The following is a 25475-nucleotide window of genomic DNA, read 5'->3' as shown; positions in this document are numbered from 1 at the left end:
GGTCCGGCCGGGGGTCCGGGGGTTGCCCCCGGAAGAACACAGAACGGCCGACTCCAGCAGCCGCTGCCGGGTGGCGCGGCTGCGGTCCTGCTTGGGGGCCGCGCCGCGCGCGTTCAGGGGGTGGGCGGGTGGAGCCATGCGGGGTCCCGTCGTTCGAGGAAGGCGGTCATGCCCTCGCGCGCCTCCTCGGACGCGAAGAGCCGCGCTGACAGCTCGGCGAGGGTATCCGTGTCCCGGTCGAAGGCGTCCAGCACCTCCCGGGTGACCAGCCGTTTCGACTCCGCGAGGCCCTGCGGGGAGCCGCGCCGCAGCCCGTCGAGGACGGGCACGAGCGCGGCGTCCGGGTCCTCGGCGGCCAGCGTCACCAGCCCGATACGGGCCGCCTCCTGAGGCCCGAAGCGCTCCCCGGTGAGGTAGTAACGGGCGGCGGCCCGGGCGTCGATACGCGGCAGCACCGGCATCGAGATCACCGCGGGCGCCACCCCGATCCGCGCCTCCGTGAACGCGAACGTCGCGCCCGGCCCCGCCACCGCGATGTCGCACGCCGCGAGCAGCCCGGTGCCGCCCGCGCGCACGTGCCCGGTGACGCGCGCGACGACCGGTTTGGGGAACGCCACGACCGTACGCAGCAGCCGCGCGAGGCCGCGCGGGCCGTCCCCCTCCAGGGGCTCGCTCAGATCGGCGCCCGCGCAGAACGTGTTGCCGGTGTGCGCGAGCACGACGGCGCGGGCGTCGCCGTCCTCCTCCGCCTCCCCCAACGCCTCGTACAGCTCGGCGACGAGGCGTGCGGAGAGCGCGTTCCGGTTGTGCGGCGAGTCGAGGGTGAGCGTCGTGACGCCGTCCCCGCTCTCGCGCCGTACCAGGCCGCCCATCAGTACGACTTGGGGAGGCCGAGGGACTGGTGGGAGACGTAGTTGAGGATCATCTCCCTGCTGACCGGCGCGATACGGGCCACGCGGGCCGCCGTGATCATCTGGGCGAGCCCGTACTCCCTGGTCAGGCCGTTGCCGCCCAGCGTGTGCACGGCCTGGTCGACGGCCTTCACGCAGGCCTCGCCCGCCGCGTACTTCGCCATGTTCGCGGCCTCGCCCGCGCCCACGTCGTCGCCCGCGTCGTAAAGATGCGCGGCCTTCATCATCATCAGCCGGGCCAGCTCGATCTCGATGTGCGCCTGCGCGAGGGGGTGCGCGATCGCCTGGTGCGCGCCGATGGGCTCCTTCCACACCTGCCGCGTACGGGCGTACTCCAGGGCCTTGCCGAGCGCGTGCCGCGCCATCCCGAGGGAGAAGGCGGCCGTCATGATCCGCTCCGGGTTGAGCCCGGCGAAGAGCTGGAGCAGCCCGGCGTCCTCGTCGCCCACGAGGGCCTCCGGGGGCAGCCGTACGTCGTCCAGCGTCAGTTCGAACTGCTTCTCCGGGGCGGCGATCTCCATGTCGATCATGCGCCGCCCGAAGCCTGGCGCTTCGCGGGGGACCATGAAGAGACAGGGCTTGAGCTTGCCCGTACGGGCGTCCTCCGTACGGCCGACGATCAGCGTCGCCTCGGCGATGTCCACGCCGGACACGAACACCTTGCGGCCGGTCAGTATCCAGTCGCCGGTCTCCGGGTCGCGACGGGCGGTGGTCGTGATGCGGTGCGAGTTCGAACCGGCGTCCGGCTCGGTGATCCCGAACGCCATCTTCCGGGTGCCGTCCGCGAGTCCGGGCAGCCACTCCCTCTTCTGCTCCTCGGTCCCGAAACGGGCTATCACCGTGCCGCAGATCGCCGGCGACACGACCATCATGAGCAGGGGGCAGCCCGCCGCGCCCAGCTCTTCGAGCACGATCGCGAGCTCGGCGATGCCGCCGCCTCCGCCGCCGTACTCCTCGGGGAGGTTCACCCCGAGGTACCCCAGCTTGGCGGCTTCCGCCCACAGCTCATCGGTGTGCCTGCCCTCGTCGACGACACGCGCGAAGTATTCCCGGCCGTAACGAACGCCGAGCGCGGCGACTGCTTGGCGTAGGTCCTGCAACTCCTGTGCTTCGAGGAGGGGCTTACTCTCCGACATGGCTGAACCTCCATTTTTCACGGGGATCGAGTGGCACCGCACCTGACATCGGGGCTTGCCCCTCCAGGGGCACGGGGGTCACGACGCATCGGGGCTTGCCCCTTCTCCCCAAGGGGCGCGGGGCTGTGCTTGTTTTGCGGCTCCGCCGCGCGGGCGCGCCCGGTCACAACACATCGGGGCTTGCCCCTTCTCCCTAGGGGCGCGGGGCTGAGTTTGTTTTGCGGCTCCGCCGCGTGGGCGCGCCCGGTCACAACACATCGGGGCTTGCCCCTTCTCCCTAGGGGCGCGGGGAACTGCGCGACAAGCCACGACGCGGCGGCAGCCCGCGAACCACAGCCCGGGGCAACCCGAACCCGGCTCTTGCACCGGGGCACCCGGCGTGGGGGGCTGCGCTTGCCAACCCTGCGCCTTGCGCAGACTTCCCAAGCACAGTGGGGTCGAGGGAGAAGCAGAGCAGCCCTCTCCCAGCGCGGCGCGCGGCCCAAGCACAGCTGGCCTGCCGAGCTTCGCGGGAGGGCGAAGCGGACGTGCCCCGTCTGGGGCGCGGGGAACTGCGCGACGAGCCACGACGCGGCGGCAGCCCGTGAAGCAGTGCGAGGGGCAGGTCGGGGGGCGGTCATGTCACGACGGCCAGGACCGCGCCGGAGGCGACCTGTTGGCCGACCTTCACGGCCAGAGAAGAGAGCAACCCCTCTGTCGGCGCCACCACTTCGTGCTCCATTTTCATGGCCTCCAGCCAGAGCAGAGGCTGGCCCGCGGTCACCGGGGAGCCCGGAGCGAGGCCCTCGGCCACCCTCACCACCGTTCCCGGCATCGGGGCCACCAGGGAGCCGGGCGCGAGGGTGGATTCCGGTTCGCGGAGGAGGGGGAGGGCCGTGAAGGCGTGGGCGCCGAGGGGGGAGTCGACATGGACGCGGGCCCCGTAGGCCGAGACGGCGAACGCACGCCGCACCCCCTCCGCTTCGAGGACGACCAGCGCACCGGAGGCGCTCACCACCCGTACCCCCGGCAGATCCACGGGCGTCAGGGCGCCACCCCTCTCCCAGCGGTACCGGACAGTGCGTTCCGCGCCCTCCGGCTCACACCGGAAGCGCTTCGTGCACGGCTGGGAGACCACGTTGCGCCAGCCGCCCACCCGCGGGGCCGCGTTCCGGGCCGCCTCCGCCAGGGCCGCCGCCAGCAGCGGGAGGGAGTCGTCCTCCTCCGCTGCCGTCAGCAAGGGCAGGTGGCGGTCGTAGAAGCCGGTGTCCACGCGTCCGGCCATGAACTCCGCGTGCCGGAGCGACCGTACGAGCAGGGAACGGTTCGTCTCCGGACCGTGGACGCGGGCCCCGTCCAGTGCCCGCGCGAGCTTCCGTACGGCCTCCTCGCGCGTGGGCGCGTGGGCGACGACCTTGGCGAGCATCGGGTCGTAGTGGACGCCGACCTCGGTGCCCGCCTCGACGCCGCTGTCCGTACGCACGGAGTCGGGCACGTCGAGCCGCAGCACCGTCCCCGTCTGTGGGCGCCAGCCGCGCGCGGGGTCCTCCGCGTAGAGGCGGGCCTCGACGGCGTGGCCGCGCGCGGGCGGCGGGCCGTCCGAATCCAGCGCCGTGCCCTCCGCTATCCGCAGCTGCCAGGCGACGAGGTCGAGGCCGTGGACGCACTCGGTGACGGGGTGTTCGACCTGGAGGCGGGTGTTCATCTCCAGGAAGTACGGGCGGCCCTCGGCGGAGACCAGGAACTCGACGGTGCCCGCACCCACGTACCCCACCGCGCGCGCCGCCGCGACGGCGGCCTCGCACAGGACACCGGTCAGGGCCTCGCCGAGCCCCGGCGCCGGGGCCTCCTCGATGACCTTCTGGTGGCGGCGCTGGAGCGAGCAGTCGCGGGTGCCGAGCGCCCAGACCGTGCCGTGGGTGTCCGCCAGGACCTGGACCTCGACGTGGCGCGCCCGCTCGGCGTACGGCTCGACGAATACCTCGCCGTCCCCGAAGGCGGAGGCCGCCTCCGCGCGCGCGGATTCGATCTCGCGTTCCAGCAGGGCGAGTTCGCGTACGACGCGCATGCCGCGTCCACCGCCGCCCGCCGCCGCCTTCACGAGCAGCGGCAGGTCGGACTCCCCCGGATCTTCCAGCGGTGCGAAGACCGGCACGCCCGCCCCGGCCATGAGCTGCTTCGCCCGCGTCTTGGAGGCCATGGCCTCGATCGCGGCGGGCGGCGGCCCGATCCAGACGAGCCCGGCGTCCGCGACGGCGCGCGCGAAGTCCGCGTTCTCGGAGAGGAAGCCGTAGCCGGGGTGGACGGCGTCGGCGCCCGCGGCGAGCGCGGCCTTCACGATCAGGTCGCCGCGCAGATAGGTGTCGGCGGGCGCGGCGCCCGGCAGCCGTACGGCGGCGTCGGCCTCCCGCGCGTGCGGGACACCGTCCGCCTCGTCGGCGTCGGAGGCGACGGCCACGGTGGAAAGGCCCAGGTCGCGGCACGTACGGAAGACGCGGCGCGCGATCTCCCCGCGGTTGGCGACCAGTACAGAAGTGATCACGTCCCAGTCCCCTTCACAAGTCCCGTCATTTCAGATCACATCCGGAAGATGCCGAAGCCGCCGCGCGCGCCCTCGACGGGCGCGGTGTGGATCGCGGACAGGCACAGCCCGAGCACGGTGCGCGTGTCGCGCGGGTCGATGACGCCGTCGTCGTAGAGCCGCCCGGACAGGAACATCGGCAGCGACTCGCTCTCGATCTGCTGCTCGACCATGGCCCGCAGCCCGGCGTCCGCCTCCTCGTCGAACGGCTTGCCCTTGGCCGCCGCCGACTCCCGCATGACGATCGACAGCACGCCCGCGAGCTGCTGCGGGCCCATGACCGCGGACTTGGCGCTGGGCCAGGCGAAGAGGAAGCGGGGGTCGTAGGCCCGGCCGCACATGCCGTAGTGCCCGGCGCCGTAGCTCGCGCCCATCAGCACGGACAGATGGGGCACCTTCGAGTTCGAGACGGCGTTGATCATCATCGAGCCGTGCTTGACGATGCCGCCCTGCTCGTACTCCGTGCCGACCATGTAGCCGGTGGTGTTGTGCAGGAAGAGGAGCGGGATGTCGCGCTGGTTGGCGAGCTGGATGAACTGGGTGGCCTTCTGCGACTCCTCGCTGAAGAGCACGCCCTGCGCGTTGGCCAGGATGCCCAGCGGATAGCCGTGCAGCGAGGCCCATCCGGTCACCAGGCTCGCCCCGTACAGCGGCTTGAACTCGTCGAAGTCCGAGCCGTCGACGATCCGCGCGATCACCTCGCGCGGGTCGAACGGCGCCTTGAGGTCCCCGGGGACGATGCCGAGCAGCTCCTCGGGGTCGTGCAGCGGCTCCCGTACGTCCGTGGCCACCGGGTCCGCGTGCGCCTTGCGCCAGTTGAGGCGGGCGACGACGCGGCGGGCCTGGCGCAGCGCGTCCGGCTCGTCCTGCGCGAAGTAGTCGGCGAGGCCCGAGGTACGGGCGTGCATCTCGGCGCCGCCCAGCTCCTCGTCGTCGGCCTCCTCGCCGGTCGCCATCTTGACCAGCGGCGGGCCGCCGAGGAAGACCTTCGCGCGCTCCTTCACCATGATCACGTGGTCGGACATCCCGGGGATGTACGCGCCTCCGGCGGTCGAGTTGCCGAAGACGACGGCGAGCGTCGGGATCCCGGCCTCCGACAGCCGCGTGATGTCCCGGAAGAGCGCCCCGCCGGGGATGAAGATCTCCTTCTGGCTGGGCAGATCGGCGCCGCCGGACTCCACGAGCGCGATGCAGGGCAGCCGGTTCGCGTAGGCGATCTCGTTGGCGCGCAGCGCCTTCTTCAGCGTCCACGGGTTGCTGGCCCCGCCGCGTACGGTCGGGTCGTTCGCCGTGATCAGGCACTCGACGCCCTCGACGGTGCCGATGCCGGTCACCAGCGAGGCGCCCACCGTGTAGTCGCTGCCCCACGCCGCGAGCGGCGACAGCTCCAGGAACGGCGTGTCCGGGTCGAGCAGCAGCTCGATCCGCTCCCGCGCCAGCAGCTTGCCGCGTCCGCGGTGCCGCTCGACGTACTTCTCGCCGCCGCCCGCGACCGCCTTCGCCTGCTCGGTGTCCAGCTCGTCGAGCTTGCCGAGCATCTCCTCGCGGTTGCGCGCGTACGCGGCTCCCGCCGTGTCCAGTGCGGTCCTCACCTCGGCCACTTCAGCAGCTCCTCCGGTATCTCCATGTGCCGCGACCTCAGCCACTCCCCCAGCGCCTTGCCCTGCGGATCGAACCGGGCCTGCGAGGCGACGCCCTCGCCGAGGATCCCGTCGACCACGAAGTTGAGGGCCCGCAGGTGGGGCAGCACGTGCCGCGTGACGTCCAGCGCCGCCGCCTCCGGGAGCAGCGCGCGCAGCCGGTCGGCGGTCAGCTCCGCCTCCATCCACTCCCATACGTCCGGGTCCTGGTCCCGCGCCCAGACCCCGATGTTGGCGCTGCCCCCCTTGTCGCCGCTGCGGGCGCCGAGGACGTGCCCGAGGGGGACGGCGCGCGTCTTCCCTCCGGGTGCGTCCCCGAGCCCGAAGCAGGCCGTTCTCATCGGCCGGAGCGCCCGTACGGGCTCGTGGTCCCCGTCCGGTTCGGCGGTCCAGGACACGTCCACCCGTGCCCCGTCCGGCAGCACCGCGACATGCGGGACCTCCGTCGCCGGGACGAACGCCGCCTCGAACACCCCGTACGGCGCGCCCTTCCCCGGCGGTGCCGTCACATGGAAGCCCGGGTAGCTCGCGAGGGCCAGCTCGATCGCGGCGCCGGACAGCGCGCGCCCCACCGCTTCCTGGTCCGGGTCGCGGACGACGAGCCGCAGCAGCGCGCTGGCCTCCTCCTCCGACCCGGCGTCGGCCCGGTCCGTACGGGCGAGGGTCCAGCGCACGTGCTCCGGCCGGGCCTTGGCCAGCGCCGCCTCCATCTGCTCCCGGACCAGCGCGGCCTTCTCCTCGACGCCGAGTCCGGTGAGCACGAACGTGACCTCGTTCCGGAAGCCCCCGAGCCGGGTGAGGCCCACCTTCAGCGTCTCCGGGCGGGGTTCGCCCCGTACGCCCTCGACGCGGACACGGTCCGGCCCGTCCTGCGTCAGCCGTACGGTGTCGAGCCGGGCGGTGACGTCGGGGCCCGGGTAGCGCGCGCCCGTCGTCTCGTAGAGGAGCTGGGCCGTGACCGTGCCGACGGTGACGGCGCCGCCCGTTCCGGGGTGCTTGGTGATCACAGAGGAGCCGTCGGCCCGGATCTCCGCGAGGGGGAAACCGGGGTGGCGTACGTCGATGGCCTCTTCCGCGAAGAGGGCGTAGTTGCCGCCCGTCGCCTGGGTGCCGCACTCCAGGACGTGGCCCGCGACGACGGCTCCGGCGAGCGCATCCCAGTCGTCCTCGGCCCAGCCGAAGCGCGCGGCGGCGGCCCCACTCACCAGCGCGGCGTCCGTGACGCGCCCGGTGACGACCACGTCGGCGCCCGCGCGCAGGCACGCGGCGACGCCCGCGCCGCCCAGGTACGCGTTGGCCGTGAGCACGCCCTCGCCCCAGCCCCCGCGCGCCAGCAGGTCGTCGCCCTCGACGTGCGCCACGCGCGCGGGTACGCCCACGCGCTCGCTCAACTCCCGTACGGCGTCGGCGAGCCCTGCCGGGTTGAGCCCGCCCGCGTTCGTGACGAGCGTGACGCCCCTCTCGCGCGCGAGCCCGAGCCCCTCCTCCAGCTGCCGCAGGAACGTCTTCGCGTACCCCCGCGCGGGGTCCTTCAGCCGGTCGCGGCCGAGGATGAGCATGGTCAGCTCGGCGAGGTAGTCGCCGGTGAGGACGTCGAGGGGCCCGCCGGTGAGCATCTCGCGGACCGCGCCGAAGCGGTCGCCGTAGAAGCCGGAGGCGTTCCCGACGCGCAGCACGCCGTCCGTGGCCGTGGGCGTGGGCGTCACGGCTTCTTCCGCTCCCGCCCGGCGCCCGGCGTTCCCGCGAAGGACTGCGCGATGCCGAGCCAGCGCTCGGCCTCCTCGCCCTCGGCGCGTACGTCCGCGTCGTCGCGGTGCAGGCGCTGGGTGACCAGGAGGCAGAAGTCGACGGCGTCCCCGGTCACGCGCTGCGCCGCGTCCTCGGACCCGTGGGTCCACACCTGGCCCGCCGGTCCCGTCACCTCCACGCGGAACGGCTCGGCGGGCGGCTCCAGGCCGCGCACCGCGTACGCGTAGTCCCGCGCCCTGACGCCGATGCGGACGACGTGCCGCAGCCGGTCCGTGACGGGGTGGGGGACGCCGAGCGCGTCGGTCACGTCGCGGCCGTGCGCCCACATCTCCATGATCCGCGCGGTGGCCATGCCGGGCGCGCTCATCGGCAGCCCGTACCAGGGCATCCGGGCCCCGGACGGCTGCGCGGCCAGCGCGCCCAGCAGCTCGGCGCGGCTGGTGCGCCAGCGGCCGAGCAGCGCGCCGGGCTGCGCCTGGGCGCCCTCCTCGGCGGCGTCGTCGACGAACCCCATCGGGTCCTCCCGCGCCATGAGGCGCTCGGTCTCCCGCTGGAAGCCCTCCGCGTCGGTGGCCGCGAGCAGCGCCCGTTCGTCGGTCCAGGCGAGATGGGCGATCTGGTGCGCGACGGTCCACCCGGCGGCCGGTGTCGGGAGGGCCCACTCCTTGGCGGAGAGCCCGGCCACGACGGCCTCCAGTTCCTCGCCCTCCGCCCGCATGTCGTCGAACACCTCGTGCGATACCGCCGCGTCAGGCATGCCGCTCCTTCAGGTCCTTCGTGGACGTCACGTCAACAAGCCGCGTGCGGATCGAGAGTGACAGCGATCCCAAAAACAAGCAAGCGTGCTTGCATAAATCGAAGTCGCGGCTCCCCAGGAGACGTTGACGGCACGGGAGGTCAACGGTATGCAAAGGATTGGCCTAGTCCAGAGGAACGAGGATCGGGGAAGGACGGAGGAGCGACCGTGACCAGCGCCGCCCCCACCATGCCGCTGCACCAGCTGGACGTGCCCGCACCGCAGGTGCTGCCCTTCGCCATCGGCTCGTTCGACTCGATCGGGCCGCTCTCGCGCGCGTCCTTCCCGCACCGGCACACGTTCCACGAGATCGCCTACGTCACCCAGGGCACCGGCTCCCACGTGATCGACCTGCGCCGCTGGCCGCTCGCGCCGCCGCACCTGTGCTTCATCACGCCGGGCCAGGTGCACCACTGGGAGCGGGTCACCGGACTCCAGGGCGTCGTCGTGCTGTTCGAGGACGCCTTCCTCCTCGCGCACCCCGGCGACCGCGACCGGTTACGGCGCCTCGGCGACGCCCCCTCCCTCCCGCTCACGGGCCGCGCCGCGCACCGCGTGGACGGGCTGCTGGCGCGGATGCGCGAGGAGTACGCGGAGCAGCAGCACGACATGGTCTCCGTGCTCCAGGCGTATCTCCACATCCTGCTGGCCGAGGCGGCACGGCTGCCGCCCGCAGCGCCGCCCGGCGACCCGGCCAGCGCGCCCGAGCCGGTGGGCAGGACCGCCGCCGTCGCCGCGGAGTTCGTACGGCTGCTCGCCCGGCCCGGCGCCGCCGCCGAACTCTCCGTCCGTACGTGCGCGGCCGAGCTCGGCGTCTCGGTCGGCCATCTGACGGCCGCCGTCCGCGAGTCGACGGGCCGCACCCCCGGCCGGCTCATCCGGCACGCGCAGGTGCTGGAGGCCAAGCGGCTGCTCGCCGGTACGGCGCTGACCGTGGGGAAGGTCGCGCGCGAGGTGGGCTTCGCGGACCCGGCGTACTTCTGCCGCTTCTTCCGCCGCGAGACCGGCACGAGCCCCGGCGAGTTCCGCCGCAGGGCCGACGGAAATCACCACGCTCCCCGCGCTCCGTCCATCGACCACGGCACACCCCGCCCGTAACGTCGCAGCCACCGGGCCCACAGAGCACCCCCTGAGGGCCGGACGCGTCCCGCCCCGCACTTCCCCCACCCCAGGAGAGCGAGGAAAGCACCGTGGACGAGACCCCCGAAGAGACCCCCCGCGAGACCCCGGACGGCTCCGCCAAGCGCGGCATGACCCGTAAGAGCGTGCTGAGAGCCGCCATGGCCGCCGCGCCCGCCGCCGTCCTGCTGGGCGCGGGCGCCGCCGCGACCCCCGCGCTGGCCCGCGACAAGGTCGCGGACCGCAAGCCGCTGGAGGCCACTCCGACCTGCGACGACGGCGACGATCCGACCCCGCCGCAGATGGAGGGCCCCTACTTCAAGCCCAACTCCCCGAAGCGGGACTCGATCGTGCCGCCGGGCGCGCCCGGACGCCCGCTCAGCGTCAGCGGCTACGTCTTCAGCGTGGGCTGCAAGCCGCTCGCCAACGTCCTGCTGGACTGGTGGCAGGCCGATGCGAACGGCGCGTACGACAACGTGGGCTACCGCTTCCGCGGCCACCAGTTCACGGGCGCCGACGGCAGCTTCAAGCTCACCACTCTGCGGCCCGGGCTCTATCCGGGGCGCACCCGGCACCTGCACGTCAAGCTGCAGGCGCCGAACCGGCCCGTCCTCACCACCCAGCTCTACTTCCCGGGCGAGCCCAGGAACCAGACGGACCCGATCTTCGACGCCCGTCTCCTGATGACGGTCCAGCCGGTCGGCTCCGGCTACCAGGCCAGCTTCGACTTCGTCCTGAACGTCTAGCCCGAAGCCTGGCTTCTCCCTCCGCCCCACAGCGCTTGGCAGGCCTGGGCTTCTCCCTTCGCCCCACTGTGCTTGGGAAGTCTGCGCAAGGCGCAGGGTTGGCAAGCGCAGCCCCCTGCGCCGGGTGCCCCGCGCAACGGGGCCGCGCCCGGGGTGCCCCGGGCCGTGATTCGCGGGCTGCGGCCGCGTCGTGGCTTGTCGCGCAGTTCCCCGCGCCCCTTAAGGAGAAGTAGGTGAGCTCCTTCAGGGGTGCGGGGGCGAGGGGTCTCAGGGGGTTTTCAGGGCTTCGGCCAAGACTTCCGCGAGGTGGCGGCTCCGGACGCCGCCCAACTGTTCGAGCTGGGTCCGACACGAGTACCCGTCAGCAAGAAGCTCCGTGCCGGGCGCGGCCGAACGGACGGCGGGAAGGAGCTGGTCCTCGGCGCAGGCCGCCGAGACCTCGTAGTGCCCGTCCTCGAAGCCGAAGTTGCCCGCCAGGCCGCAGCAGCCGCCGCTCAGCTCGCCGGTCAGTCCCGCCCGTTCACGCAGCCGCTTCTCGGATGCCTCCCCGATCACGGCGTGCTGATGGCAGTGGGTCTGACCGGCGACCGGCCGGTCCAGCCTCGGCGGCGTCCAGTCCGGCGCGTACTCCTCCAGGACCTGCGCGAACGTACGTACGGACGCGGCGAGGCGGGCCGCGCGCGGGTCGTCGCCGAGCAGCTCGGGCACGTCCGTCTTGAGCGCCGCCGCGCACGGCGGTTCGAGCACGGCGACCGGCAGCCCCGCGTCGAGCGCGGGCTCGATGTGGTCGAGGGTGCGGCGCATGACCGTACGGGCGCGGTCGAGCTGGCCCGTGGAGACGTACGTCAGGCCGCAGCACACCTGCTTCGGCGGCACGGCGATCCGCAGCCCCGCGTCCCTGAACACCTCCACCGCCGCCGAACCGGCCTCCGGCGACAGGTAGTTCGTGAAGGTGTCCGGCCACAGCACGATCCGCTGCCCGTCCTCCGGACCCCGGTCCCTGTCGCTCTGCTTGCGCCACCAGCGCGTGAACGGCGTACGCGGCAGCGCCGGGATGTCGCGCTCGGGCGCGATCCCGCCGAGCTTCTTGGCGACGGCGGCGAGCGGGCCGATCCGCGCGCCCGCGTTCAGCAGCGGCACCGCGCGGGTCGCCGCGCCGAGCCGCAGCCACTCGGGCAGCCACCCCATCGAGTAGTGCGCCATGGGGCGGCGCTTCCCCTCGTAGTGGTGGTGCATGAACTCGGCCTTGTACGTGGCCATGTCCACGCCCACCGGGCAGTCCGTGCGGCAGCCCTTGCAGGACAGGCACAGGTCGAGCGCGTCGCGCACCTCCTCCGACTGCCAGCCGTCGGTCACCACCTCGCCCGCGAGCATCTCGTGCAGCAGCCGCGCGCGCCCGCGCGTGGAGTGCTTCTCCTCGCCGGTCGCGCGGAAGGACGGACACATCACGGAGGCGCCGGGCGCCGACTCCGTACGGCACTTGGCGACGCCCACGCAGCGCCGTACGGCCGCCGAGAAGTCCCCGCCGTCGTGCGGATAGCCGAACTCGACGTCGACGGGCCCGCGCCGGGCCAGCGGCTCGAAGCGCAGGTTCTGGTCGATACGGTCGGGCCGCACCAGCATCCCGGGGTTGAGCCCGCCCTTCGGGTCCCACAGGTCCTTGAAGCGGTTGAAGAGGCCGATCATCTCGTCGCCGTACATCTTCGGCAGCAGCTCGGCGCGCGCCTGCCCGTCCCCGTGCTCGCCGGAGAGGGAGCCGCCGTGCGCGACGACGACGTCTGCCAGGTCGTAGGAGAAGTCGCGGAACTTCTGGATCCCCGCCTCGCCCAGCAGATCGAAGTCGATACGGACGTGGATGCAGCCGTCCCCGAAGTGCCCGTACGGCAGCCCGCGCAGCCCGTACTCGCGCAGCAGCCCGCGGAAGTCCTTCAGATACGCGCCGAGCCGCGCCGGCGGCACCGCGCAGTCCTCCCACCCGGGCCAGGCCTCCGCGCCGTCCGGCATCCGCGTGGCCGTCCCGGAGGCGTCCTCACGCACCCGCCACAGCGAGCGCTGCGCGCCCGGGTCCGTGACCAGGGAGTGGTCCGTGGTCCCCTCGCGCGCGGCCCGGCACAGGTCTTCAGCGTTGGCCCGCGCGTGCGTCGGGTCGTCCCCGCCGACCTCGACGAAGAGCCAGGCGCCGCCCCTGGGCAGCGAGGCCCGGGCCGCGTCGCTCACGAGATCGTTGGCCATGCCCTCGACGGTGAGCGGGCCGTACGGCAGCAGTCCGGCCGCCGCCTCGGCCGCCGCGCTCTCGTCCGCGTACCCGAGCACGGCCAGCACCCGCGCGCCCGGCACGGGCACGAGCTTGACGGTCGCCGCGGTCAGCACCCCCAGCGTGCCCTCGCTGCCGGTGAAGGCACGGGCCCAGTCCTCACCCTTCTCGGGCAGCAGCTCGTCCAGCGCGTACCCCGAGATACGGCGCGGCAGCTCGGGAAACCCGGTGCGCAGCCGCGCCAACTCACCCTGCACGAGTGCCGCCGCCCCCTCGCGCAACCGCCCCGGCACCCCCTCGCCGCCCGCCGCGAGCCGGGCACGCTCACCCCCGTACGTCAGCACGTCCAGCGCGCTCACGTTGTCGGCGGTCGTGCCCCAGGCGACGGAGTGGGAGCCGCACGAGTTGTTGCCGATCATCCCGCCGAGCGTGCACCGGCTGTGGGTGGACGGATCGGGCCCGAACGTGAGCCCGTACGCCCCGGCGGCGTTCCGCAGCTCGTCGAGGATCACGCCGGGCTGCACGACGGCGGTCCGCGCCTCCGGGTCGATCTCCTGGATCGCCCGCATGTGCCGCGTGAAGTCGAGGACGACCCCGACGCCGGTCGCCTGCCCGGCAATCGACGTCCCGGCCCCTCGCGCGACCACGGGCACGCCCCGCTCCCGGCACACCGCCAGCGTGGCGGCCACGTCGTCGGCGTCCCTCGGCGCCACCACGCCCAGCGGTACGCGCCGATAATTGGAGGCGTCCATCGTGACCAGCGCCCGACTGGCCGTGTCGAACTCGACCTCGCCCCGCACCACGCCGCGCAGGGCCCGCGCCACATCCTCTGCCTGTGCCTGTGCCATGGGGACAGGGTGCATCCTGAAGGGGCCGTACGCGATCACTACGGTTCGGACGAGTCGCCCTAACAGCCCTACCGATACGGCACATTGCCGCCCCCGTTCAGGCGGATCCCCGTTCGATACCGCGACGCACCTGGGTGATCACGTGCTGCGCCTCCGCGCCGAACACGGCCGAGGCGTGGAACGTCTCCCAGACCCGCCGGTAGGTCGCGACACTGTCGGCGTCATCGATCCACAGCTCGGCGTGCCAGTCCTCTACGACGACCAGTCGTTGGTCAATGACCCGGAACGAGTTCCCCGGAGGCAGTGCGAGCTCCGCGTCCTGCGGCACGATCCCCAGGCACACGGTGTCCATGCCCACGACACCCGACAGACGGTCGAGCTGCGCGGCCAGCACAGGAGCGGGCGCCACGCGGGCACGCAACGCTCCCTCCCAGATCAGCACGTTCAGCTGGTTGCCCGGCTGGTAGAGCCATTCTTGCCGCCTCATGCGGGCCCGTACCGCGTCTTCTGTGTCGCGGGGAGAACAGTGGAGCGCCGCATAGTGCTCGAAGATGTGGCGGGCGTAGTCAGCGGTCTGGAGCATCCCGTCTACCGCGAAACTGGCCCACTTGTGCAGCGTGCTGGAGTCGTCAACCAGCGTTTTCCACGTGTCCTGCACCGGTCGGTGGCCTGCCGCGAGCTGCCGTCGCCATGAGCGGATGTGCGACTCAAAGCCCTTCAACCGGCCATGCAGCTCGGCGAACGCCCCGGCATGCCCCGTGGCCTCTGCCCACGCCCGGAGGTCTCCGGACGTGGGCGTCTGTCTGCCGTTCTCCAGCTTGCTGACCTTCGACTGAGGCCAGCCGAGCCGTTCCGCCAATTCCGTACCGGTGAGACTGCCGAGAGGGCTCTCCACGCGGAGTTCTCTGAGACGTCGCCCCAGGTCCTCCCGGGCCTTCTGGTAATCCGTGCTCACCGGTACAGTTCTGCGCCCTCCTACTCGTTCTTGTCCAGCCCTGCGGCGAACTCCTCGTGCGGCACCGCGTGGTGCCACGCCGCTTCCCGGACCATGGAGTACCGCACCACCTCGGCGGGTTCCGTGATCAGCTCCACGTCGAGAAGCTGATCGTCGTCATCGAACCGCAGGAGAGCCACCAGCCGGCCGTCGAACAGCCAGAAGTCCTCGGCGGGGAGCCTCAACCGGTCGGCCTCTTCCCGCGACAGATTGCGGATGTCCTCACCGAAGGTGCTGTTGTGCTTCGCGTTGTCGAGCAGATAGAGCTGGCCGACAGTCGGTGGCTCATCCACGATCCGTACCCGTTCCACCCGCTTGCCCTGCTCGGTCTGCGAGCGGATCAGCCGGGGGTACCGTCGGTCGGGATCCCAAGCGGCAGCTCCGGACTCCACGAACTGCCGATAGCTCTCCGTCGCTTCGTCGCTGGCATATCGGCGGCGGGTCTCCAGCCGCCACGTCGAGTGCTCGAACGTGCGGAAGAGATCACCGAACTCCTTCAGATCGATGATCCGCGCCTGTCGCGTCGAGTCCTTCGGCGCCCAGTCCACCAGAAGCTCACGTGGCACGACGACCGCGACCTCGCCCTCTGCCAGGCGCTGCAGTTTCGCCATATCGTCCGGATCGGTGAGCGGGGGTCCATGGACGATCACCTCCCCGCTGTCCAGATCCTCGTGCACGGAAGGACACCCGTCGTCCCCGCTACCCGTCCCGTTGAAACGCAGCCTGCGCGCCATGCGATCGCCTCTCGCTCGTCCACCGCTTGTGGATCCCCGCGCAGCAAGACTGTCCGGGGTCACAGAGGAATGTCGAGGCATTACCGGGTGTCACGAGAGAATAATCAAGAATATTCCCCGCGACTCCCAACTCCCGCCGCATAACGTCACGTTCCATCAGCTCCCAGCCATGAGGGCATGACGGAGGGAAACTCCGCGTGACGGACGACAAGCCCGCGCTCACACTCCGCGTCTACCACGCACGCGACGGCAGCCGTACGGCCCGGTTCGCGTCCGACAGGACCATCCCGTACGACGCATGCAAGCCGCTCGCTTCCGAGCGATGGCCCGTCTGCGAATGCCCTCGATGCCGGAACAGCGCTCACGTACGGCAACAGTCCCTGACCGGGAATCGACCTGAAGGAGATCGATCGTGACTGGCACCCACAAGGGCGACCCCGCGCCCATCGAGCCCCCACCGCCGCCCCCGCCGCCGCACCCCGACAGCGGTCCGCCGCCCGGAGACGGGGGGCGGCGCAAGTGACCGGGACCTCTCTCGGCTGGCAGACGCTGGTCCGTGACCTGCGCGGCTCCGGGGTCCTGTCGGACGACTGGGCAGCGGCCTTCACCGCCGTCCCCCGCGCCGGGTTCCTGCCCGATCGGGTCTGGCCGTTTCGCCAGGAGAGCGGCACCTACTCGGTCGCCGACCGAGCCGAGGACCCCGACGCGTGGCAGCGCTGGGCCGAGTCCGACGTCCCGCTCGTCACCCAGTGGGACGACGGCGGCCATACGGGCAGCGGGCCGGGCCGGGTCTCCACCAGCTCGGCGTCGATGCCCAGCGTCGTGGCCCGCATGCTGGACCAGCTCGAAGCGCGCCCGGGCATGCGGATCCTGGAGATCGGCACCGGCACGGGCTGGAGCGCCGCGCTCCTCGCCCACCGGTTCGGCAGCCGCGGCGTCACGAGCGTCGAGGTCGACGAGGCCGTGGCCGCTCGCGCGCGAACCGCACTGCGTGGCGCGGGGCTTGCCCCGAACGTACGTGCCGCCGACGGCCTCAAGGGGTGCCCCGAAGGGGCGCCGTACGACCGGATCATCGCCACCTGCGGACTGCGCGAGATCCCCGCCGCGTGGCTGGAGCAGGCACGGCCGGGCGGGGTCATCCTCGCTCCGTGGGGCACCGACTACAGCAGTCAGGACGCCCTCGTCCGTCTCGTCGTCAGTGCCGACGGCACGTCGGCGTCCGGCCGCTTCACGGGCCCGGCGCAGTTCATGAAGGCCCGCTCCCAGCGCCTGCGTCAGCCCCCGCACGCCGCGTACGTCCCCGACTTCCCCGGAGACGCCACCCGGACGTCCACCAGGCTGACGGCGGACGACCTGGGCGACGGCGACCCGTACGACGTGGCCGGCTTCGCCATCGGCCTCCGCGTACCGGCGTGCGCGCACACGGTGCACCGGCAGACGGACGGCACGACGGCCTTCTGGTTCTACGGGCTCACCGACAAGTCCTGGGCCGTCGCCGCGTTCCCCAGCGGAGACGTCCACCAGTCCGGGCCGCGCCGCCTGTGGGACGAAGTGGAGAGCGCCTTCCGCTGGTGGGACGGCCAGGGTCGCCCCTCGTACGAGCGCCTGAGCCTGACCGTCACGAGCGACGGCACACAGAATGCGAGGGCCCATGACGACGCAACGCAAACTCGTCCGCGCCCTTGAGGGCGAAGGGGCACTCCCGGCGGCGTGGCGGGACGCCGTGGCCTCGGTGGACCGGGCCCTGTTCATTCCCGAGGTCTTCGAGGGAGGCGACTTCAGCGCCGACCCCGAGGCCTGGCTCCGGACCGTCTACAGCGATGTTCCCGTGGTCACCCAGGTGAACGACGGGAAGGAGACGGATCCAGGAGCGTTCCGGCTGCCCACCTCGTCCTCCTCGATGCCGTCGATCATGCTCGAAATGCTGGAACTGCTCGAAGTCCAGGACACGGACACCGTGCTGGAGATCGGCACCGGAACGGGATTCAACACGGCGTGGCTGGCCCACCGGCTCGGTGACCGGCGGGTGTTCAGCGTGGAGCTCGACCCGGTGATCGCAGCCGGGGCGGAGGAGAATCTGAAGCACGCCGGGTTCCGGCCGACCGTGGTGGTCGGCAACGGGTACGAGGGGTACGCCGAAGGGGCGCCGTACTGCCGCGTCATCTGTACGTGCACCGTGCGCGAGATCCCGCGCGCCTGGCTGGCGCAGTGTCCCGACGGCCGGATCGTCACGCCCTGGGGCAGCAGTTTCTTCAGCGGCTCGTACGCCACGCTGGACGTGGCGGACGGTGAGGCGCACGGCACGTTCTCCGGCTACCCGGCCTTCATGTGGGACCGCACTCAACGGGCCGGAGCGGGACGCATCGTAGACCTATACGGCCGCGAGGAGGGCGAGAAGGGAACGACCGGCATCGAGCCGCGGAACGTCATCCAGGACGGCCCCGCGTTCTTCACGGGCCTGACCGTCACCGACGCGTGGTACCGATGGTGCGAGGCGGTAGACGGCAGCGGCGAAGCCACCCTGTGGCTCTTCTCCGACGACCGGAAGTCGTGGGCGACCGTGGAGTACACGCCGCATGCGGAGACGTACGAGGTGGAGCAGTACGGGCCACGGGCGCTGTGGGACGAGGTGCGGGCGGCGTTCCTGCGGTGGCACGACCTGGGTGGACCGGAGCGCCACCGGTTCGGGCTGTCAGTCGGCGCCGACGGCCAGCGGGTATGGCTGGACGACCCGCGAACACCGTCACATGACCGTTCCGGGTGGGAGGCGCTGGTCCGGGGCCTGTGCGACTGTGCGACTCCGGGTCCTGACGGACGGCTGGGCACGTGCCTTCGCCGCGCCGGTCCGAGTGCTCGGCGCGCGTCAGGCGCCGCCCGGCAGCGCGGCCTCCAGCAGTGCCAGCTCCTCGGTGCTCAGGGCCAGTGATGCCGCACCGGCCGAGTCGCGGATCGACTCCGGGCGGCTGGCTCCCGGGACCGGGACGACCACGGGTGAACGGGCCAGCAGCCAGGCCAGGGCGACGCGTTGCGGGCTGGCGCCGTGGGCTGCCGCGACGCGGTGGAAGGGCGTGCCCTCGGCCGCGGCCGGGGGCCCCGTAGGGCCTTCGAGGGAGCTGCGGGAGATGCCGCCGAGCGGGCTCCAGGGCAGGAAGGCCAGGCCCAGTTCCGCGCACAGGCGCAGTTCGGGCTCGCTGTCGCGTACGGCGGGTGAGTACCGGTTCTGTACGGAGACGAGGTCGTCGCCAAGGATTGCGCGCGCCTCGCGGATCTGGCCGGTGTCGGCGTTGGAGATCCCCGCGGCGCGGATCGTGCCCGCGTCCAGCAGTTCGCGCAGCGCGCCGACGGAGTCGGACCAGGGCACGGACGGGTCCGGCTTGTGGAGCTGGTAGAGGCCGATCGCCTCGACGCCGAGCCGTCGCGCCGACGCCTCTGCGGCCTGCTTCAGGCGCTCGGGCCCGGCGTCGACGGTCCAGCTTCCGTCCCCGGGGCGCCCGCGTCCGCCCTTGGTGGCGACCAGGACGTGGGAGGTGTCGCCGCCGTAGCTCGCGAGGGCGCGGGCCACGAGCAGCTCGTTGTGGCCGGTCTCGTCCGCATGCCAGTGGTAGCTGTCGGCGGTGTCGATGAGGGTGACGCCCGCGTCGAGGGCGGCGTGCACCGTGGCCACCGCGCGCTCCTCGTCCGGCCGCCCCTCGATGGACAGCGGCATGGCGCCGAGCCCGATGGGGCTCACGGCGGTGTCTCCGATGGTGCGGTGCGAGTGTGAGTGCAAGTGCAGGTACGGCATGCGGTCCAGCCCCTTACGCTACGGCTTCGGCAACGGCGCCCGGCAGCCACTCGGCCGTGCGGGAAAAGGCGAAACCCAGGCTCTTGGCGCGGGCGTTGCTCATGGCGTAGTGACGGTCGTACGAGAACGGTGAGGCCGACTCGCCCGCCGCGACGGTCCGGTAGAGGGGCTCGCGGCCGAGCCCTTCGCCCACGGCGGCGGCCAACTCGCGCACGTCGAGCAGGCCGTCGGAACAGGCGTTCAGCGGGCCGGTGAAGTCGGTGTCCGTGGCCGCCCACGCCAGCAGGTCCGCCAGTTCCTCATGGTGGACGAAGACCGTGGGAAGCGCCTCGTCGTGCACCAGGATCTCCTCGCCCCGGGCGACGCGCGTGACGTAGTGCGCGAGGCGTCCGGTGAACTCCCGTGCGCCGCCGCCGAGTACGTGCGCGCTGCGTACCGTCGCGAAGGGGGAGCCGGCCTGCCGTGTGAAGACGGCCTCCGCCTGCCGCTTGCCCTCGCCGTAGTGGTCATCCAGGTAGGCCTCGTCGTGCCAGGGCAGGTCCATGCTCACGGCCCAGTCGGCCGGGGCCACCTGCTCCTCCGGCACGGGCACGCCGGGCGGTACGGGCGGGAGCGCCGCGCTCGCCGGGTCGTACACCTCGATGGTGGACGTCATCACGTAGCGCCGGGTCCGGCCCCGGAAGACGCGGGCCGCCATGGCCGCCTGCACGGGCGTGTAGCAGACCTGGTCGATGACCACGTCGAACTCCCGCGAGCCCAGCGCCCCGGTCAGCGCCGCCTCGTCGTCGCGGTCGGCGACGAGGTGGTCGACGCCCTCGGGCGGCGCGGTGGAGCCACGGTTGACCACGGTGACGTGGTGTCCGGCGTCGCGCAGCCGCTCGACGAGGTGCTTGCCGATGTACCGGCTGCCGCCGATGACACAGATCCTCTTCACTCGATGCACTCGATCCGTCGGGTTCATGTGTTCATCGTGGCGAGCTACGGTCGCCAGCAGAAGTGCCGACCTACTGACGCCGTATGAAGGAAAACTGTTGATGGACGTCCAGCGGTTCCGCGTCCTGCGCGCGGTCGCGGAGCACGGCAGCTTCAACCGTGCGGCAGCCGCCCTCCACCTCACCCCCTCGGCCGTCTCCCAGCACATGGCGGCGCTGGAGCGCAGCGTCGGCACCGAGGTCGTCGCGCGCAGCACGCGCGGGGTCACCCTCACCGAGGCCGGGCGCATCATGGTCGGCGCCGCCGAGTCGGTGGCGGCCGAACTGGAGGACGCCCGGCGGCGGATCGACCGGCTCGGCACGGGACGCGCGCAGCTCACCGTCGCCACGTTCACCACCGGCGGCCGGGTCCTGCTGCCCGGCGCCCTCGCCCGGCTCACGGCGGCCCACCCCGACACCGTGCTCCACGTCAGGGAGGGCGAGCCGGAGCAGAGCGTTCCGCTGGTGCGCCAGGGCGCGGCGGACCTCGCGCTCGCCTACCACTTCGACGGCCCCCTGCCGGACGGCCAGGGCCCGCGCCCCGGCGTGCGGTGGACCCCGCTCATGGAGGACCCGCTGCACGCGGTCCTGCCCGAGGACCACCCGCTGGCGGCCCGCGAGACGCTCGACCTCGCCGAGCTGGCATCCGAGCCCTGGGTGCTGGGCTGCCTCAAGACCGAGGCGTACCTGCGGCGTTACGCCGAGCGCGCCGGGTTCGCGCCGGAGATACGGGGCACGACCACCGACTACTTCTTCGCCCGCACCCTCGTCGCCTCGGGCCTCGGCGTCTCGCTGGTGCCCTCCCTCGCGCACACCCCCGCGGTCGCGGGCCTGCGCACCGTCCCCCTGGCCGCCCCGGCCCCGGCCCGCCACCTCGGCGTCCTCACCCTCACCCGCCACGCGGACCGCCCCCGGACCGCGACCCTGGTACGGGCGCTCCGGGAGCAGGCCGCCGCGCTCAGCACCGTCAGTACCGGAAGCTCGCCCCGTCCTCCGAGAGGTAGAGCATGAAGGGCCTGATCAGCTCGCCCCCTCGGACAGGACGCAACTCGACCCCCAGCTCCCGCACCGCGGCGATTGCCCCCACCAGCTCGGGCGGGAAGCCCTGCCGCCTGGCCTCCTCCTGGGCCGCGTAGAGCGCGCTCACCTCGGCCCAGCCCTCCCCCGGCTCGAACCGGCAGACGAACCACGGCTGGTCCACCTCGACGTCCGACAGATGGCCGACGAGCGAGGAGCCGTACAGGACCTCGTAGTCACGGCGGGGCCGGTCCGCGGTCACTCCGCGCCCACCCGCAGCTCAGGCCACGCCTCCAGCAGTCGCGGCGGCGCCGCCTGCTGCCAGGAGTCGAGGAGCATGTCGCGCAGCTCGGCCATGTCCTCCAGGGCCGCCAGCCGGGCCCGCACCCAGTTCGACGAGAACTCGTGCGGCGGGACCCAGAACTTCTCCGGCTCGGCCTTGATGAGCTCCTCGCGCTCCAGCCGGGGGCAGCGCACCGCGAACGAGGACTCGTCGTCCGGCATCGTCACGAACATCTTTCCCGCGACCCGGAAGGTGGGCATGCTCCAGGCCGTCACCTCCTTCGTCTCCGGGAAGGAGAGGGAGATGCGGCGCACGTCGTCGGGTCCCGGGCGGGGTGCGGTCATGGCGCTCATGGCGCCCAATCGTAGGACCGGGCACCGACACCCTCCCGTCGGCGGATGATCACCGAGAGTGGCCCTCATCTCACGCGGTGGACTCCAGGCATAGGACAGAGTCCTGGCGGCTAGGCTGCCCGCGTGGCTGATCTCGAGATTCCCGCTGACATCAAGCCCGCCGACGGTCGTTTCGGCTCGGGTCCCAGCAAGGTGCGTACGGAGGCGCTCAGCGCCCTGGCCGCCACCGGCACGTCACTCCTCGGCACCTCCCACCGCCAGGCCCCGGTCAAGGACCTGGTCGGCAGGGTGCGGGACGGCGTGCGGGAGCTCTTCTCGCTCCCCGAGGGTTACGAGGTGGTGCTCGGAAACGGCGGTTCGACCGCCTTCTGGGACGTGGCGACCCACGGCCTCATCGACGCCAGGTCCCAGCACCTGTCGTTCGGCGAGTTCTCCTCCAAGTTCGCCAAGGCCGCCCAGCAGGCGCCCTGGCTCGGCGAGCCCAGCGTCGTCAAGAGCGACCCGGGCACCCACCCCGCCGCGCACGCCGAGAGCGGCATCGACGTCTACGCGCTGACGCACAACGAGACCTCGACCGGTGTCGCGATGCCCCTGAAGCGCGTCCAGGGCGCCGACGAGGGCGCGCTCGTCGTGGTCGACGCCACGTCCGGCGCGGGCGGCCTGCCCGTCGACATCGCCGAGACCGACGTCTACTACTTCGCGCCGCAGAAGTCCTTCGCCGCCGACGGCGGCCTGTGGATCGCGGTCTTCTCGCCCGCCGCGGTCGAGCGCGCCGAGCGCATCGCCGCCTCCGACCGCCACATCCCGGCGTTCTTCGACCTCCAGACGGCGATCGACAACTCGCGCAAGAACCAGACGTACAACACCCCGGCGCTCTCCACGCTCTTCCTGCTCAACGACCAGCTGGAGTGGATCAATGGCCAGGGCGGCCTGGACTGGGCGGTCAAGCGCACCGCCGACTCGTCCTCGCGGCTGTACGGCTGGGCGGAGAAGTCGCCGCACGCGTCCCCGTTCGTCACCGACCCGGCGCAGCGCTCGCAGGTCATCGGCACGATCGACTTCGACGACAGCGTGGACGCGGCGGCCGTCGCCAAGGCCCTGCGCGCCAACGGCGTCGTGGACACCGAGCCCTACCGCAAGCTGGGCCGCAACCAGCTGCGCGTCGCGATGTTCCCCGCCATCGAGCCCGCGGACGTCGAGGCCCTCACGGCCTGCGTCGACTACGTGATCGAGCGACTCTGACCCCTTTCGGGCATCCCGCTCATGCGTGCCGGGTACCCGGCACGCATGAGCACTCCCACCACCGGCCTCCGGATCTTCGCCCGTGAGCGCAGGGTGCGCCTGACGACGTACGCGCGCGAGGGCACCCCCGTGGGGCACGTCTCCGGCATCGCCGTCGAGGGCGATCGCGCGTACGTCCGTACGTCCGGCCGGGACAGCCGGAACGCCCATCTCGCCCGCTACCCGGAGGTCGAGATCACCCCGGCCACCCTCGGCGGCACCCCGAACGGCGCCCCCGTGAAGGCCCGGGCCCGCCGCCTGGAGGGCGCCGAGGCGCGGCACGCGGCCGCCCGCCTCGCCCGCCGCCACCCCCTCACCCAGGGCCTGGCCGTCCCCTTCTGGTGCGCGGTACGACTGAGCAGACCCGTCCACTACGAGCTCCGCCTCGTCGGCGAATAAGAGGGCACCAACCAGGGGCGCGGGGAACTGCGCGCCCAGCCGGCCACCGGGCGGCAGCCCGCGACGCACGGCAAGGGGCAGCCCCTGCTCGGCACAGCAGCAACCGTCACTTGCTCAGGCGTTGGAACTTCCGTACCGCCAGCGGCAAGAAGACCGCGGTGATGATCACCGGCCACACCACGGCCATCAACCCGGAATTCTGCTCGATCCAGGAGTCCCCGACCGGCAACGGGTTGCCGTACAGCTCCCGGATCTCGTTCGCCGTCGCGGACACCGGGTTCCACATGGCGACGGCTCCCAGCCAGTCCGGCATCGCGGACGGCGGCGTGAAGACGCTGGAGATCATGCCGAACGGGAAGGCCACCGCGAAGAGGTTGCCCGCCGCCTCCTGGTTCGGCGTCACCAGCCCCAGCAGCACGCCGATCCAGATCAGCGAGAACCGCAGGAGCAGCAGCAGCACGAAGGCGTAGAGCGTCTCCAGCAGCGAGCCGTCCGAGCGCCAGCCGACGACCAGGGCGATACCGGCCAGCACCGCGAGGTCCAGCGCGGCGTGCAGCACGTCGGAGACGCCGCGGCCCGTGACGACCGCCGAGGGCGCCATCGGCATCGAGCGGAAGCGGTCGGTGACGCCCCGCTCCTTGTCGACGACGACGGCCATGGCGGTGTTCATGAAGCCGAAGGCCATGGTCATCGCGAACATGCCGGGCAGCGCGAAGTCCTTGTACTCCACGCCCTCGCCGACGTCCATGGCGCTGCCGAAGACGTAGACGAAGAGCAGCACGGAGACGATGGGGAAGCCGAGCTGCCAGGCGATCAGGGACGGCTGCTTCACGAGGTGGGTGAGGTCGCGGCGGACGATGGTCCAGCAGTCGGCCGCCGCCCAGTACAGCCGCCGTTCCGGGGCCGACGTGCTCATGGCGTGCTCTCCTTCTTCTCGGCTTCGTCCGTACGGCTGCCGGTCAGGGTCAGGAAGACCTCGTCCAGCGTCGGGCGGCGCAGCCCGATGTCCTCGACGGCGACGCCCGCCTCCTGGAGGGCGCGCGCGACCTCCGTGAGCGCGGGCACCCCGTCGGTCACGGGCGCGTGCACCCGCAGCTCCTCCGCCTCGGTCTCCGGCTCCACGCCGCCCGCCGCCACCCGGGCGACGGTCTTGACGACGGCGGGGAGGTCGACGGCCTCGGCGGCCACGACCTCGACGCGGTCGCCGCCGATGGCGCGCTTGAGCCCGGCGGGGGTGTCCTCCGTGACGTTCCGCCCCCGGTCGATGACGGTGATGCGGTCGGAGAGCTTGTCGGCCTCGTCCAGATAGTGCGTGGTCAGCAGGACGGTCGTGCCGCTCTCGGTGAGGCCGCGCACCGCCTCCCAGACCTCGCTGCGCCCGCGCGGGTCCAGGCCCGTCGTCGGCTCGTCGAGGAAGAGCACCTCGGGCGCCAGGATCATGCTGGACGCCAGGTCGAGGCGGCGCCGCATGCCGCCGCTGAAGTCCTTGGGCTGCTTGTCGGCGGCCTCCGTGAGGCTGAACCGCTCCAGCAGCTCCCCGGCGCGGGCCCGTGCCCGCGCGGTGCCGAGGTGGAAGAGGCGGCCGAACATCTCCAGGTTCTGCCGGGCGGTGAGGATCTCGTCCACCGCCGCGTTCTGCCCCGTCAGTCCGATGCTGCCGCGCACGCGGCGCGGCTCGGCGCTCACGTCGAAGCCGCCGACGCGCGCCCTGCCCCCGTCGAGCCGGACGAGCGTGGTCAGGATGCGGACCGCGGTGGTCTTGCCCGCCCCGTTCGGCCCCAGCAGCCCGTGCACGGTGCCGCGGGGCACCGCCAGGTCGAATCCGTCCAGCGCCCGCTTGTCCCCGTACGTCTTCCGGAGCCCCTCGGCGAGGATCGAGTGCTCACCCACGTGCCCTCCC

The 25475-nt window shown here is 72.4% G+C and carries 21 protein-coding genes and 1 pseudogene; 7 read left to right on the top strand and 15 right to left on the bottom strand.

The features are described from left to right. Nucleotides 1–113: 113 nt before the first annotated feature. The 6 genes from ACGF3A_RS13515 to ACGF3A_RS13490 all read right to left on the bottom strand — a co-directional run bounded on the left by ACGF3A_RS13515 (nt 114) and on the right by ACGF3A_RS13490 (nt 8753). A complete protein-coding gene (locus ACGF3A_RS13515; RefSeq protein ID WP_393729026.1) occupies nt 114–872 on the bottom strand; it encodes an enoyl-CoA hydratase family protein in 759 nt (252 codons plus the stop codon). Further along, nucleotides 872–2047 (bottom strand): acyl-CoA dehydrogenase family protein, encoded by a 1176-nt coding sequence (locus tag ACGF3A_RS13510; RefSeq protein WP_393729024.1) that lies wholly within the window; start codon nt 2045–2047, stop codon nt 872–874. The genes ACGF3A_RS13515 and ACGF3A_RS13510 overlap by 1 nt, the downstream gene beginning before the upstream one ends. 616 nt (nt 2048–2663) lie before the next feature. Next, complete coding sequence (locus tag ACGF3A_RS13505) at nt 2664–4568, bottom strand: biotin carboxylase N-terminal domain-containing protein (RefSeq protein ID WP_393729022.1); 1905 nt, start codon at nt 4566–4568, stop codon at nt 2664–2666. A gap of 35 nt (nt 4569–4603) precedes the next feature. Further along, nucleotides 4604–6208 (bottom strand): acyl-CoA carboxylase subunit beta, encoded by a 1605-nt coding sequence (locus tag ACGF3A_RS13500; RefSeq protein WP_393729020.1) that lies wholly within the window; start codon nt 6206–6208, stop codon nt 4604–4606. Then, complete coding sequence (locus ACGF3A_RS13495; protein ID WP_393729018.1) at nt 6196–7953, bottom strand: acyclic terpene utilization AtuA family protein; 1758 nt, start codon at nt 7951–7953, stop codon at nt 6196–6198. The genes ACGF3A_RS13500 and ACGF3A_RS13495 overlap by 13 nt, the downstream gene beginning before the upstream one ends. Next, the gene (locus ACGF3A_RS13490; RefSeq protein WP_393729017.1) at nt 7950–8753 is read right to left on the bottom strand and encodes a TIGR03084 family metal-binding protein; all 804 of its coding nucleotides are present in this window, start codon (nt 8751–8753) and stop codon (nt 7950–7952) included. The genes ACGF3A_RS13495 and ACGF3A_RS13490 overlap by 4 nt, the downstream gene beginning before the upstream one ends. Before the next feature lie 228 nt (nt 8754–8981). Between ACGF3A_RS13490 and ACGF3A_RS13485 the strand changes: the two genes are divergently transcribed. Next, a complete protein-coding gene (locus tag ACGF3A_RS13485; protein WP_393729129.1) occupies nt 8982–9890 on the top strand; it encodes an AraC family transcriptional regulator in 909 nt (302 codons plus the stop codon). Nucleotides 9891–10042: 152 nt separating this feature from the next. Next, a pseudogene (locus tag ACGF3A_RS13480) lies at nt 10043–10654 on the top strand (dioxygenase); the annotation flags it as partial. A gap of 270 nt (nt 10655–10924) precedes the next feature. Here the strand turns inward: ACGF3A_RS13480 and ACGF3A_RS13475 are convergent. The 3 genes from ACGF3A_RS13475 to ACGF3A_RS13465 all read right to left on the bottom strand — a co-directional run bounded on the left by ACGF3A_RS13475 (nt 10925) and on the right by ACGF3A_RS13465 (nt 15487). Further along, the gene (locus ACGF3A_RS13475; RefSeq protein WP_393729016.1) at nt 10925–13759 is read right to left on the bottom strand and encodes an FAD-binding and (Fe-S)-binding domain-containing protein; all 2835 of its coding nucleotides are present in this window, start codon (nt 13757–13759) and stop codon (nt 10925–10927) included. Nucleotides 13760–13856: 97 nt separating this feature from the next. Further along, nucleotides 13857–14714 (bottom strand): helix-turn-helix domain-containing protein, encoded by an 858-nt coding sequence (locus tag ACGF3A_RS13470; RefSeq protein WP_393729014.1) that lies wholly within the window; start codon nt 14712–14714, stop codon nt 13857–13859. 20 nt (nt 14715–14734) lie between these two features. Continuing rightward, nucleotides 14735–15487 (bottom strand): DUF6879 family protein, encoded by a 753-nt coding sequence (locus tag ACGF3A_RS13465; protein WP_393729012.1) that lies wholly within the window; start codon nt 15485–15487, stop codon nt 14735–14737. 519 nt (nt 15488–16006) lie between these two features. Here ACGF3A_RS13465 and ACGF3A_RS13460 point away from each other — a divergent pair. Beyond that, the gene (locus ACGF3A_RS13460; protein WP_393729010.1) at nt 16007–17173 is read left to right on the top strand and encodes a methyltransferase domain-containing protein; all 1167 of its coding nucleotides are present in this window, start codon (nt 16007–16009) and stop codon (nt 17171–17173) included. Then, on the top strand, nt 17139–18413 hold the full coding sequence (locus tag ACGF3A_RS13455; RefSeq protein ID WP_393729008.1) for a methyltransferase domain-containing protein: 1275 nt from the start codon (nt 17139–17141) through the stop codon (nt 18411–18413). Before ACGF3A_RS13460 ends, ACGF3A_RS13455 begins: the two co-directional genes overlap by 35 nt. On the opposite strand, the gene ACGF3A_RS13450 is transcribed toward ACGF3A_RS13455, so the two are convergent. Then, on the bottom strand, nt 18351–19271 hold the full coding sequence (locus tag ACGF3A_RS13450; RefSeq protein WP_393729006.1) for an aldo/keto reductase: 921 nt from the start codon (nt 19269–19271) through the stop codon (nt 18351–18353). The genes ACGF3A_RS13455 and ACGF3A_RS13450 overlap by 63 nt on opposite strands. 13 nt (nt 19272–19284) lie before the next feature. Continuing rightward, on the bottom strand, nt 19285–20205 hold the full coding sequence (locus ACGF3A_RS13445) for an NAD-dependent epimerase/dehydratase family protein (protein ID WP_393729004.1): 921 nt from the start codon (nt 20203–20205) through the stop codon (nt 19285–19287). 97 nt (nt 20206–20302) lie between these two features. On the opposite strand from ACGF3A_RS13445, the gene ACGF3A_RS13440 reads away from it, so the two are divergent. Then, nucleotides 20303–21253 (top strand): LysR family transcriptional regulator, encoded by a 951-nt coding sequence (locus ACGF3A_RS13440; protein ID WP_393729002.1) that lies wholly within the window; start codon nt 20303–20305, stop codon nt 21251–21253. Here ACGF3A_RS13440 and ACGF3A_RS13435 read toward each other — a convergent pair. Both ACGF3A_RS13435 and ACGF3A_RS13430 read right to left on the bottom strand, forming a co-directional pair. Further along, nucleotides 21210–21521, bottom strand: coding sequence for a hypothetical protein (locus ACGF3A_RS13435; RefSeq protein ID WP_393729000.1), 312 nt, complete (start codon nt 21519–21521; stop codon nt 21210–21212). The genes ACGF3A_RS13440 and ACGF3A_RS13435 overlap by 44 nt on opposite strands. Then, nucleotides 21518–21886 carry an MmcQ/YjbR family DNA-binding protein gene (locus tag ACGF3A_RS13430; RefSeq protein ID WP_393729127.1) on the bottom strand — a complete coding sequence of 123 codons (369 nt, stop codon included), beginning with the start codon at nt 21884–21886 and terminating at the stop codon, nt 21518–21520. Before ACGF3A_RS13430 ends, ACGF3A_RS13435 begins: the two co-directional genes overlap by 4 nt. Before the next feature lie 132 nt (nt 21887–22018). Between ACGF3A_RS13430 and serC the strand changes: the two genes are divergently transcribed. Together serC and ACGF3A_RS13420 are read left to right on the top strand one after the other, a co-directional pair. After that, nucleotides 22019–23137 (top strand): phosphoserine transaminase, encoded by a 1119-nt coding sequence (gene serC / locus ACGF3A_RS13425; RefSeq protein WP_393728998.1) that lies wholly within the window; start codon nt 22019–22021, stop codon nt 23135–23137. Nucleotides 23138–23182: 45 nt separating this feature from the next. Further along, nucleotides 23183–23575: a hypothetical protein gene (locus ACGF3A_RS13420; protein ID WP_393728996.1), complete on the top strand. Its 393-nt coding sequence runs from the start codon at nt 23183–23185 to the stop codon at nt 23573–23575. A gap of 106 nt (nt 23576–23681) precedes the next feature. Here the strand turns inward: ACGF3A_RS13420 and ACGF3A_RS13415 are convergent, their stop codons facing one another. After that, nucleotides 23682–24491 (bottom strand): ABC transporter permease, encoded by an 810-nt coding sequence (locus tag ACGF3A_RS13415; RefSeq protein WP_393728994.1) that lies wholly within the window; start codon nt 24489–24491, stop codon nt 23682–23684. Next, the gene (locus ACGF3A_RS13410; protein WP_393728992.1) at nt 24488–25465 is read right to left on the bottom strand and encodes an ATP-binding cassette domain-containing protein; all 978 of its coding nucleotides are present in this window, start codon (nt 25463–25465) and stop codon (nt 24488–24490) included. The genes ACGF3A_RS13415 and ACGF3A_RS13410 overlap by 4 nt, the downstream gene beginning before the upstream one ends. Between the last annotated feature and the right edge of the window lie 10 nt (nt 25466–25475).

The sequence above is a fragment of the Streptomyces sp. NPDC048172 genome (genome assembly GCF_043202595.1).
Taxonomy (GTDB): domain Bacteria; phylum Actinomycetota; class Actinomycetes; order Streptomycetales; family Streptomycetaceae; genus Streptomyces.
The sequence above is the reverse complement of the archived record's forward strand: the minus strand, read 5'-3'. Positions and strand labels throughout refer to the sequence as shown.

Coding starts and splice junctions, on each gene's coding strand:
- ACGF3A_RS13515 (WP_393729026.1), bottom strand. CDS start 872: ATGGGCGGCCTGGTACGGCGCGAGAGCGGGGACGGCGTCACGACGCTC.
- ACGF3A_RS13510 (WP_393729024.1), bottom strand. CDS start 2,047: ATGTCGGAGAGTAAGCCCCTCCTCGAAGCACAGGAGTTGCAGGACCTA.
- ACGF3A_RS13490 (WP_393729017.1), bottom strand. CDS start 8,753: ATGCCTGACGCGGCGGTATCGCACGAGGTGTTCGACGACATGCGGGCG.
- ACGF3A_RS13485 (WP_393729129.1), top strand. CDS start 8,982: ATGCCGCTGCACCAGCTGGACGTGCCCGCACCGCAGGTGCTGCCCTTC.
- ACGF3A_RS13475 (WP_393729016.1), bottom strand. CDS start 13,759: ATGGCACAGGCACAGGCAGAGGATGTGGCGCGGGCCCTGCGCGGCGTG.
- ACGF3A_RS13465 (WP_393729012.1), bottom strand. CDS start 15,487: ATGGCGCGCAGGCTGCGTTTCAACGGGACGGGTAGCGGGGACGACGGG.
- ACGF3A_RS13455 (WP_393729008.1), top strand. CDS start 17,139: ATGACGACGCAACGCAAACTCGTCCGCGCCCTTGAGGGCGAAGGGGCA.
- ACGF3A_RS13450 (WP_393729006.1), bottom strand. CDS start 19,271: ATGCCGTACCTGCACTTGCACTCACACTCGCACCGCACCATCGGAGAC.
- ACGF3A_RS13430 (WP_393729127.1), bottom strand. CDS start 21,886: ATGACCGCACCCCGCCCGGGACCCGACGACGTGCGCCGCATCTCCCTC.
- ACGF3A_RS13420 (WP_393728996.1), top strand. CDS start 23,183: ATGAGCACTCCCACCACCGGCCTCCGGATCTTCGCCCGTGAGCGCAGG.
- ACGF3A_RS13415 (WP_393728994.1), bottom strand. CDS start 24,491: ATGAGCACGTCGGCCCCGGAACGGCGGCTGTACTGGGCGGCGGCCGAC.